Here is an 11,014-nt window from a genome sequence, read left to right as displayed (position 1 = left end):
CATACGGACGGCACGTTCGCGGACTTCAGGTGAAAACTTGTTCGTTGTCTTGCTCATATCGGCTCCACTCTCTCAGAAGTTGGAGCCTCTGGCAAACCCGGTGCGGTTCAGGTTTTCGGACTTCTCGACGGCGAGGCCTCCGTATCCTACAATGGCTACGAAAAGTTTAGGGAATGTATCGATCCGTTTTTCGATGTGGAAAACCTCGAAGGAATTATGTTCCTAGCTGAGCACGAAGCCGAAAATATCCTGATTAACTACGCTGACATCGTGACGTATATCGAGAATGACGTGTCACTCCATGGTTTGGGCAAACGCTCGGCGTCGGACATCGACGACGGCATAGAAGAAATAGTGTACCCGCAATACTGGGCCGCTTTGTGCAAATACGTCAGCTATGAGAGGCACAAGGCGAAGCTAATGAGCGGCGCACTTGCCAACACGTTCTATGCAGATGCGTCCTCCTGGCGATCGATGAAGTCGATCAAGGATGCTGTAACTTCTAAGAACGGTGATTGGCGCGATTTCATGGTCCGGTTCAAAGAGATGCGCAATAGGACGGAAGGCTATCTGAACCAACTCGGCGATGAGGAGCGGAAGAAGGCTAGGCGACGTCTGGCAGACGGAAAAATCGCGCTGGCTAAGATTCAGAGCGTTTTTGGCCTTAAGGCGACATGGCAGGGCCATCTGGTTAAGGAGGTAGCTGCGAGTGCTTATTCAACCGACTTCCGCAAAAGCCTGTTCGACAAAACTGGAATAAAGACTTGAGGTGACAGCAAAGGCTGCCTGCCGCCTGTCAGAAGCCAATGATCGTTCGCTAGCACCGTGCCTCTTCTCCGCACTGACGTCGGTGCTGGTCGGACGTTTGCATCCTCCCAATCGAAACCAAAACCTTCGTTTCATAAACTGGACGTGCATGTCCGCAAGGTGCAACAGCGGGTCACATAAGGGTATACCTTCATGTGACGAGTCGGTAGTTACAGCCACCCATGTAACATCTGGGTTGACAGCGACTATTTGTGACAGGGTAGCGTCAAGCCTAAAGCTTGAGGTGACACATGGCTCGTATAGGGTACGCCCGCGTTAGTACGCTCGATCAGGATCTAGAAATTCAACAACAGCGGCTTATAGCCGAAGGCTGCCAAATCGTCCGGTGCGAAAAGGTTTCCGGTGAAAGCCGTCAAGGCCGAACCGAGTTGGCAACAATCATCGAGTTCTTGCGCGAAGATGACGAACTGATCGTCACACGCCTTGATCGCCTCGGCCGTGACACCCGTGACGTTTTGAATATCGTCCACGAATGCGAACAGCGCGGCGCATACGTCACTGTCCTCGAGCCACACGTCTCAACAAAAGGCGAAATGGGAAAGTTATTTTGACCGTGCTCGGCATGGTGGCTCAGATGGAGCGACGATTCATCAAAGAGCGACAGCGCGAGGGCATCGAACGCGCGAAGAATCTTGGTATATACAAAGGTGGCAAGACACGTATCGACAGCAACCTCGTTGTGCAACTTCATAAACTTGGCGCTGGGCCAACTGCAATAGCGCGGGAGGTAAAGTGCTCACGCATGCAGGTATACCGGATACTATCGTCTTTAGTGCACCTCTGAAGGTGGCAAATCCGTTCCGCAAAACTAGACGCATGCCGTTAAGCAACGAGAAAGTGTGCCTGTTATTTTTTTGTACTTTTCAAGGTTGTATTTGTTTGCTATGGCCGCAGAGAATACACCCTGAAGATGCTAGTTTACTAAAAAAACAGGTTCCGGATGAATTCTCAGTTGCCCGCCCTCTCTTTTCAGACAAGCTTTACCTGCGTCCATCATCACAAGGGTTTGACGACAGGACTCAGGGTTCCCTCCTTTTTCGCTCGAATCGCATTTACCTTGGTTATGGCGGGTACAATTTCATTCGCAACCGTTCCGAGCTGGGCGCAAGAACCAACGACTAAAGGGCAAACCGACATTCGTGCCCCTTCCGATGTTCGGGTCGAGCATTTCGACGACTGGACGTTGCGATGCGTTGCACCGCCTGCGACAAATGGAAAACCAGCAACGTCACCCGCCTGTGAAATCGCTCAGCCACTCATGGTCAGCCAGAATGGCAAGCCTCTTGAGGTCCTAAACCTTGCCGTTTCCCGCGCCAACGACAAAGCAGGAAAAGCGGATTGGGCGCTGGTGGTTTTAACGCCGCTCGATGTTCATCTCGCATCGGATTTTGGTTTCGCGGCCGGCACAGCGAAACCTTCCCTGTTGAAATACCGCAACTGCAATCATCTTGGTTGTTTCGTCATCGTTCCGCTGGACCGCGACCGCCTCGCCCAGATGAAAAAAGCAGCCGACGGAACCGCCTATTTTCGCTTGCTCAACAGCCAGACCGTGAAGGCGTCTTTCTCACTGAAGGGGTTCACCAAAGCATTCGATGCACTGGCGTCGGGAGCAATTCCTAGCACACAGGCGGTGAATGACGATAAGACTGCTCCTTCCAAGGCCGTGGATGGCGGCAATTGAAGGTCTTGCGTAGCTCCAGCCGTTTTTCCGGCCTTGCGTTATCCGCCGCGCTGCTTTCGCTCGCCGTGAAAACAGCGCCTGCCCATGCGCAAGGCGTTACAAACGACGCGGCACGTCAGGCGAACCAGATCGAAAGACAGCAGGCCGAACAGGATCGGCTTCGACAAGAAGAAATGTTGCGCAAGACCACGCGTGCGCCGCAGGGAAGGCCGACAACCGCTCCCGATACCGCCTCCTCCGCCCCCGGCGAAACTTGCCTGCCGGTCAGTCGTATTTCGGTAAGTGGAACAACGCTCGTCCCCGCCGCGACCGTTACGCACACTATACGCCGGTGGGAAGGACGATGCCTCGGGCTTGCCGAACTAAACAGCGTGCTGGAGGCACTGACCTACCTTTACGTCGAACGCGGCTATATCGCCTCGCGCGCCTATCTGCCGGAACAGGATTTGTCCGACGGTTCACTGGATATTTCCGTGATCGAAGGGAGCCTCGAAGATATCACCTTGAATGGCAAGGCACCCAGCGATAACCGCATCGCGACCGCATTTCCCGGCATACGTGGCGAGCCGGCCAATCTGCGCGATATTGAACAGGGCCTCGACCAGATCAATCGGCTACGCTCCAGCAAGGGCAAGATCGCGCTGCAATCCGGCAAGGGTCAGGGGGGCTCGGTTCTTGATGTGGCTGTAGAGCAGGCGCGTCCATGGCATGTAAGCCTGTCGGCGGACAATCTCGGCGGCAATGCGACCGGCATCTATCAGTCACGTGCGGATTTCGGGCTGGATAACATCTTCGGTGTCAACGACGAATGGCTCTTCGGCTACCAGCGCTCGATGGATCACCATCCGCTTTTTCTGTCGAGCGATCGTCCCAACAGCAACACGCTGACAGCAGCCGTTTCCGTACCTTACGGCTATTGGACTTTTGGGATCAATGGTTCCTGGAGCAACTACCACTCTACCCTTCAAGGGCCGCTATCCGCCATCGAGACATCCGGTGGTTCGCATTCGGTGGCTCCCTACGTCTCGCGCGTCCTTCACCGGGATCAGACATCGAAGACGTGGATGACCGGGCGTCTGACATGGAAGGAAACTGAAAACTTCCTGCTCGGTAGCCGCATCGACGTCTCAAGCCGTGTGCTTTCCGTCGCGACGGTGGAGCTTGGCCACTCCCGCCAGCTCCTCGGGGGACAGGCAAGCGTCAGCTTCGGCTATAATCGCGGTCTGGATATTTTAGGTGCATTCGACGATTCCACCGCACCTGCAGGTTCCCCGAAAGGCCAGTTCGAGACGCTTTCAGCTTCGCTCGGATATTTCCGGACGCAGGAGCTCGGGGCGGCGACGATGATCTTCAACACCAGCGTTACCGGCCAGTGGACCGACGACCTGCTGTTTGGCTCAGAGCAAATGTCGCTTGGCGGTTATTCAACAGTACGGGGTGCGCGCGAGGCAATTCTCTATTCCGGCAAGGCAATCCTGATGCGCAACGAACTTTCGGTTCTGTTACCGGAACTCAACGATGCCGAGGCCACCCGGATCATCGGACGATTGGAACCTTACGTCGCGCTGGATCTGGGACATAGTGCTGCCGACCCGTCCGGAACCGCACTCGGCGGAAATATCATCGGTGGTGCGATCGGTCTCCGAAATCGCGGCGGCCGCATCAATTTCGATGTGTCCTATGCCGACATTCTTTCCATGCCCGACCTGCCCAGTAGCCTTCGCCCGTCGTCAGGACTGGTACAGGCACGCCTGTCGGTTTCATTTTAGACTGCGAACTCTGCGCGTTCGTTCACTAGCCACCTTAGTATGGAGCAATGGCATGCCAAAATCGAAACTCGAAAAGCAGCGCAGAGTTGAACAACCGAACTCGCGTAGTTTGCGGTTTGGTATCATCGCCCGCAAATCCGTTGCGCTGACACTTAGCGCTATTCTTGCAACACAGCCGCTGATGTTGAAAGCGCAGGAAATCCGGGCTGATCAGGCAGCGGGCTTCGCAAACCAGCCCGGTATCGGCGCAACCGGCAATGGCGTTCCGCTGATCGATATCGTCACACCGAACGCTGCCGGCCTGTCTCACAATAAGTATGGCGACTTCAATGTCGGCCCGAATGGTGTCATCCTCAACAACTCCAATCAGGATTTGTTGCGCTCACAGCTTGGCGGCCTCGTCCAGGGCAATGCCAATCTGCGCAATTCCGGCCCGGCCAGTGTCATTCTAAACGAGGTAACCGGCTCCAACCGCTCGCTTCTGCAAGGAGCTGTGGAGGTCCACGGCGGCGGTGCCAATGTCGTGATCGCCAATCCGAATGGGCTCACCTGCAATGGCTGCGGCTTCATCAATACACCACGCGTGACCCTATCGACCGGCACGCCGGAACTGGGACCAGACGGATCTTTGTCCGGTCTACGCGTAAATGGCGGTGACGTCCGCATCGGCGCAAATGGTGCCGACCTCGGCTCGGTCAATATCTTCGATATCGTTTCGCGCAAGATCGCCGTCGATGGCCCGGTCAGGGCTGGCGGCGAACTCAATCTCGTTGCGGGCCGCAACAGCTACGCCTATCAATCCGGGCTGGTGACACCAATGGCATCCGATGATGACGAACCGGCAATCGCCATCGATTCCTCGCTGCTGGGCGGCATGTATGCCGGCAGCATCAAGATCATTTCCACCGACAAAGGTGCCGGCGTCAAAATGTCCGGCGATATGGCCGCCAATGCCGGGGCAATGACGCTCAGCGCCGACGGCAAGCTCACATTCGGAAAAGCGCAAGCCAAGCAGGCAATCACAGCCAGATCCGCCAAGCAGGCGGTTACGGTTGAAAGCACGCTGTTCTCAGACGAAGCCATCGTGCTCGAAGGGTTGAGCGGCGTAAAACTGGCCGATAACGCCCTTGTCATCAGCAAAGGCAACGTCTCACTCAAGGGGGAGACCGTGTCGCTCGGCACGGATGCACTCGCGGCATCGGGAACTGACAGCGCCGGGCAGCAAACAGCCACCGGCACCCTGAACGTCGTGGCTTCGACACTAGAGGCAGGGAAGGGTCAACTTGCTGCCGGGGGTCTGCTGACAATCAAGGCTGATAACATCAATCTGACGCGCACAACCGGTACCGGGCGCGACACGCTTCGGTCACTCTCTGACATCACGCTTGAGACAGATAACATTGTTGCAGTAAACGGGCGCATCACGGCTGGCGGCAATCTCACCGTTACATCAGTCGACCGTCTGACGATCAATAGCGGCCGTTACGTTTCGGGCGGCGCGCTTCTCGCAGAAGCTGCAAGCCTCACCTCCAGTGCCAGCCTCGCGGCGAAATCGTCGGCAACACTCAGAACTATAAGCGGCAATCTGGCAAATTCAGGCGAAATCGCCGGAAACGACGGTGCCATCCTCTCGTCAAAAGGGGACATCGAGAATTCGGGGCGCGTCGTTTCCACGGACAAGGTCACACTGACGGCGGATGGCGCGCTTCGAAACACGACGGCCGGACTTGTTGCCGCCAATGCAGGGGTGAAAGCGTCCGCCGGATCGATCATCAACGACGGTTCCATTGCCGCACAGGGAGGCACGCTCGACGTCGCCGCACAAACCGACATTACCAATGCCGGTACGCTGTTAAGCACCGCCTCCGCAACCGTCTCAGCCGGCGGGAATATCGGCAGTTCGGGTGAATTGCTGGTCGAGGATGCACTTTCATTGCAAGCCGCCAGTGGAACGATCACTAGCAACGGCACCATCAACGCCGGACGCGTGGATATGGAGGCGGCAGGGCTTGTTAATCAGGGTCTTTTGACCGCTCATGACCAGTCAATCGTCGCCGCTCTTTCCGGCAACTTCCAAAACTCCGGGAAAATCTCCGCGCGGAACGGGATCGGCCTTTCTATCGATGGCGATGCCACCATTTCCGGCAAGATAGAATCAAATGGCGCGCTGACACTAACGGGCCGAAACGATGGCCGGGCTGGAAACGTCAATGCTCAGGCAGGTGCGGTGCTTAACGGCAGCAGCGGGCTGGCGCTGCGGGCGGCATCCCTTGCCAATGCAGGTTCGGTCGGCTCAGCGAACGGGCCACTTCTCGCCGAGCTTGCGGGCAACCTTTCCAATACCGGACTGCTCTATTCCGGCACCTCCTCGACCTATTCTCTGGATGGCAGCTTCACCAACATCAATGCCGATGTGCTGTCAGAGACCGATCTTGTCATCAAAGGTCTGACCGGCCTGCGCGCTGGTGCTTTGGACAACCGTTCCGGCACAATCGAGGCGGTGTCCGGTAACATGGCCCTGAACGTCGCTTCGCTCACCAACCGGAGGGAGGGCCTGACCGCGACCATTGATGAGACATCGCAATCCTCGGCATCCGGATCAACCACGACGACCACCGTTACAAAACGGGAAAAAGCAACGGCGAACGGACCCGCCTCCCAGCTTCTGGCGGGAGGCAAGATCGAAATCGACACTGGAGCGCTGACCAACAGCTACAGCCAGATCGCTGCCAATGGTGATATCGCGATTACGGCTGCTTCGATCATGAACGAAGGTCGTGACCTGATCGAAACCATCGAAACGACGGCGGTGACAGAGCACTCTGAACGCTATTGCGCGCGAAGAATTCTCGGCGTCTGCGTCGACCGCAAGACGCGTTACTGGACGACCACAGAGTCAGGCACATCCTCACGCACCTACGATTCCGTGTTCGGGACCATCGAGGCCGGCGGCACTCTCAGCGCCAATGTCAGCGGGTATCTCAACAACAACGCCGTGCGCGGTCAGGCAAGCCAGATCGGGCTTTCATCCGGTGATCGGGCATTGTCGGTCGCCGACGTCGCTTTCGCCTCGCAGGCAAGCAATCTTGCAAACATCTCGGCGCTTGATGTCAGCGTCAATTCGTTGATCGGACGGCAGGCCACGTTCCAGACGATTGCGGCTCCCAACATGCCGTTCCTGATCGAAACCCGATCCGAGTTCATCGATGCTTCCAAGTTCCTTGGTTCCGATTACTTCCTCAGCCACATCGGCGGCTACAATCCTGACCTGCCACTGAAGCGACTGGGCGATGCTTACGTCGAATATCGCCTTATCCGCGACCAGATATTCAATCTGACCGGTAGCCGCTCCTTCGGTTCCAGCCTCGATCCCTATCAACTCATACAGGCGCTCTATAACAACGCCATCGATGCCCAAAAGGAATTGGGGCTTACCTTCGGCGTCGCGCTGACACCGTCACAGATTGGTGCGCTGACCAAGGACATCGTCTGGCTGGAAAAGCAGACGGTGAATGGGCACGAGGTCATGGTCCCCCGCGTCTATCTGTCCCATTCGACTGCGGCCAACACCAGTCTGGCCAGCGCGCAGATCAAGGCCGGTCAGGCGACAATCGAAACGGCGGCGCTGACAAACTCGGGAACGATCTCCACCGTCGGCAACCTCTCCATCGATACCTCGGCGGCCCTCTTCAACAATGGAGGAAGCCTGTTTGCGGGCGCTGATATCGTCATCGATGCCGGCAGCATCTTCTCTAACCGTTCCGGCACGGTTTCGGGCCGCAACGTCACCGTTGAGGCAGACGCCGTCGTCAACGACACGGCGAAGGTTCGTGATGTCTATGCCAACGGTTTTGCCGACCGTGCCCAGCAAACGGCTCGTATCGAGGCACGTGAGGACCTGCTTCTCAAGGCATCCGGGTCGATCGTTTCCGAAGGCGGACAGTTTGTTGCCGGCGATGACATGACGCTGGATGCGGGCAGCGCGATCGAGATATCGGCGCTCGAACTGGAACGGTCCCGCGACGACAAGATCAAGGGCGGGTATGACCGGGCCTATAGCCTGACCAACACGCTGGCGGAACTACAGGCGGGCGGCAATCTCCTTATCGATGCCGGTGACGATCTCGCCCTTCGAGGCGTGACGGTGACGGGTGGCGAAGACGTCACCGTTCAGGCTGATGGCGACGTGACCATCGCCTCCGTGCAGAATCGCGAAAGCCGCGACCTGAAGCTCGACATCAAGACGGGCGGCTTCCTCGGCACCGAAACCAATATTCGTCGCCAGTCCTCTTCCGTGGACACCGAAGCGACGACGATCACGGCAGGAGGTGACCTCTCCGTTATCTCGGAAACCGGCGATGTGACGTTGCAGGCACCGCAGATAAAAAGCGGCGGAGAAACCCGCCTCGAAGCGGAAGAAGGCAAGGTCGCCCTTCTCACAAACACCGACCAGAGCTTCAAGCAGGATTTTAAGCGTGAGGAAGATCTGTTCTGGTGGAACGAGCGTGATCAGGGCAAGGCCGAAGAAACGATCCGCCATGTCGAGATCGAGGCAGGTGGCGGCCTGAAGATCGATGCCGGCAACGGGATTGTCATCGAATACCACAAGACCGGCAATCTAGAAGCCTCGCTCGAGCAACTCTCGCAGTCCCCCGGCCTTTCCTGGGTCGGAGATATCCGCAACGACCCGGCTCTCGCCGGCAAGGTGGACTGGAAGGCCGTCGATGCTCAGTTCCAACAGTGGGACTACAAGTCTCAAGGACTGACTGAGGCCGGTGCGGCGCTGGTGACACTCATCACGGCCGCTCTCACAGGACCAATGACGGGCTTCACGTCAAGCCTTACCAGTTCCGTTGCCGGTTCACTTGGCTTGGCCGGCAATGCAGTTGCCGAAGCGGCTATTCAGGCGGGACTTCAAACGCTCATCAACAAGAGCGCAGTGGCACTGGTCAACAATCAGGGCGACATCGGTGCGGCCCTAAAGGAACTCGGTTCGTCTGCCAATATCCGCGCGTTGCTCACCTCCATGGTGGCTGCAGGACTGACGGTTCAGCTGGCCGACATGGCTGGTCTTGGGAATGAGCTCCCGGCAAACGCACCGTTGGCCGACCGGATCACCCAGGACATTCAGCAGGGCCTTATTCGCGCCACCGTCAAGGCGGGTGTTTCTACCGCCATCGAAGGCGGCAAGCTCGACCGAAACCTGCTTGATGCATTCAGGCTCGAAGCCGCAGCGGTTCTTAGCGAAAACATCGCGCAGGAAATCGGCAAGGCGTATCATACAGGAGAAATCGATAAGGTTTCCCAGATGATCGCACATGCGGCGCTTGGTTGTGCGGCTGGTGCAATTGCCGCTGGCGACTGCAAGTCTGGAGCGATCGGCGGCGTTGTCGGTGAAGTTACCGCAGAGCTGATTGAAAAGAGTATCCACAATGCGTTGACAGAACGCGATCTAACGCGTGACGAAGCGATAGTGCTCGTCAACAATTGGCGTGCAAGCGGCGTGGATGTCGCACGCGTCGCTGCTGGTCTTGCCGCCGCCCTTGCCGGAGGTAATGTTGATACCGGAGCCGACGCGGGCGGAAATGCCGCCGAAAACAACGCCTTCTGGATCCCTGTCATAATCGTAATTGGCGTTATATTAGAGGTGACCGACAAGGTTCTTGTGGCGTCGGATGCCGTTGATATCACCGTCGCAACGTACCAGTGCAACGCTGGCAGCCAGTCCGCATGCGATCAAGCCGTCTCCATGGCAAAACAGGCAGCGGTAGATGCAGGCATAGAGCTAACAATCGGTAGCGTCATTCCTGGGTCGAAGGCGGGTGCTGATCTACTGCGATGGGTTCGAAAAAATGCTGATGCCGATACGGTAAGAGCAATTGAAACTGCAACCGAAACAGCGTCAGCAAGTATCGGGGGTAAAACATGCGTTTACAGTTGCGTTGTAGATGGCGCGACAAGATATGTTGGCATCACAGATGATATCGCGCGCCGAGGCGCAGAGCATCTGCGCGAAAAGGGAATAAAGATCACGGAAATTCGCGGCTTGTCGAACCTTTCACGGGATGATGCCAGAGCAGTTGAGCAAACCCTCATTAATTATTACGGTTTAGGCAAAAATAATGGCGACCTGCTCAACAAAATAAACTCGATTTCGAAAACAAAAAATCCAACGGCCTACGAGCAAGCCCTAGTCCGTGGCAAAGAGCTTCTCGACAGAGTCGAATACCAATGGACGAAATAGATATGTTGCAACGTAAAACAGTGAAAATCGGCGATGTCTTCCAAATTCTGACTTCAGAAGGGATTTGTTATGGGCAGGTTACCCACACCCATCCGAAATGGAAATTTGTTGTCGCTGTCTTTAGACAGTTCTTTGCAAAAGAGCCGGAGGATTTTTCTTCTTTGGTCTGCCAAGATCCGCAATTTATCACAACATTTCTTATACAAGATGCAGTTCGACAAGGGCTATTTACGCTAGTCGCAAATGTTCCGGTTTCAGAAAAATTAGAGAATTTCCCGATTTTTCGTGGAACCAATAATCTCAAAGGGGACGATACTCTTTGGTTTTTCTGGGATGGAGAAAAAGAATGGCGGGTAAAACGCCCTCTCACGAACGAGGAAAAGAAATATCCAGAAGGACCTTCTCTTCCTAGCGCTCCACTACTCATCGAGATGATTGAGAAAAACTATCGAGTTGAAAAAGACTACATATAATTTACTTTTTCGACTGCCA

Annotated in this window: 5 protein-coding genes and 1 pseudogene; all 6 read left to right on the top strand. The window is 56.1% G+C overall.

From position 1 onward, the window contains the following. The first annotated feature begins 195 nt into the window (after positions 1-195). The gene (locus tag FCH38_RS14715) at positions 196-768 is read left to right on the top strand and encodes a hypothetical protein (RefSeq protein WP_174374189.1); all 573 of its coding nucleotides are present in this window, start codon (positions 196-198) and stop codon (positions 766-768) included. A 290-nt stretch (positions 769-1,058) separates the two neighbouring features. Further along, positions 1,059-1,612 (top strand): annotated as a pseudogene (locus tag FCH38_RS14710) (recombinase family protein). Between the two features lie 156 nt (positions 1,613-1,768). Next, on the top strand, positions 1,769-2,509 hold the full coding sequence (locus FCH38_RS14705; protein WP_174374188.1) for an invasion associated locus B family protein: 741 nt from the start codon (positions 1,769-1,771) through the stop codon (positions 2,507-2,509). Next, on the top strand, positions 2,506-4,278 hold the full coding sequence (locus FCH38_RS14700) for a ShlB/FhaC/HecB family hemolysin secretion/activation protein (RefSeq protein WP_174374187.1): 1,773 nt from the start codon (positions 2,506-2,508) through the stop codon (positions 4,276-4,278). The genes FCH38_RS14705 and FCH38_RS14700 overlap by 4 nt, the downstream gene beginning before the upstream one ends. A 52-nt stretch (positions 4,279-4,330) precedes the next feature. After that, the gene (locus FCH38_RS14695) at positions 4,331-10,522 is read left to right on the top strand and encodes a DUF637 domain-containing protein (protein WP_174374186.1); all 6,192 of its coding nucleotides are present in this window, start codon (positions 4,331-4,333) and stop codon (positions 10,520-10,522) included. Further along, positions 10,510-10,995 carry an Imm26 family immunity protein gene (locus FCH38_RS14690; protein WP_153515146.1) on the top strand — a complete coding sequence of 162 codons (486 nt, stop codon included), beginning with the start codon at positions 10,510-10,512 and terminating at the stop codon, positions 10,993-10,995. The genes FCH38_RS14695 and FCH38_RS14690 overlap by 13 nt, the downstream gene beginning before the upstream one ends. Positions 10,996-11,014 lie beyond the last annotated feature (19 nt).

The sequence above is a fragment of the Agrobacterium tumefaciens genome (assembly GCF_013337285.1).
In the GTDB taxonomy this organism is placed as follows: Bacteria; Pseudomonadota; Alphaproteobacteria; order Rhizobiales; family Rhizobiaceae; genus Agrobacterium; species Agrobacterium burrii.
The sequence above is the reverse complement of the archived record's forward strand: the minus strand, read 5'-3'. Positions and strand labels throughout refer to the sequence as shown.

Excerpts from the sequence above, each read along its gene's own strand:
- FCH38_RS14705 (WP_174374188.1), top strand. The coding sequence starts at position 1,769 with ATGAATTCTCAGTTGCCCGCCCTCTCTTTTCAGACAAGCTTTACCTGC.
- FCH38_RS14695 (WP_174374186.1), top strand. The coding sequence starts at position 4,331 with ATGCCAAAATCGAAACTCGAAAAGCAGCGCAGAGTTGAACAACCGAAC.
- FCH38_RS14690 (WP_153515146.1), top strand. The coding sequence starts at position 10,510 with ATGGACGAAATAGATATGTTGCAACGTAAAACAGTGAAAATCGGCGAT.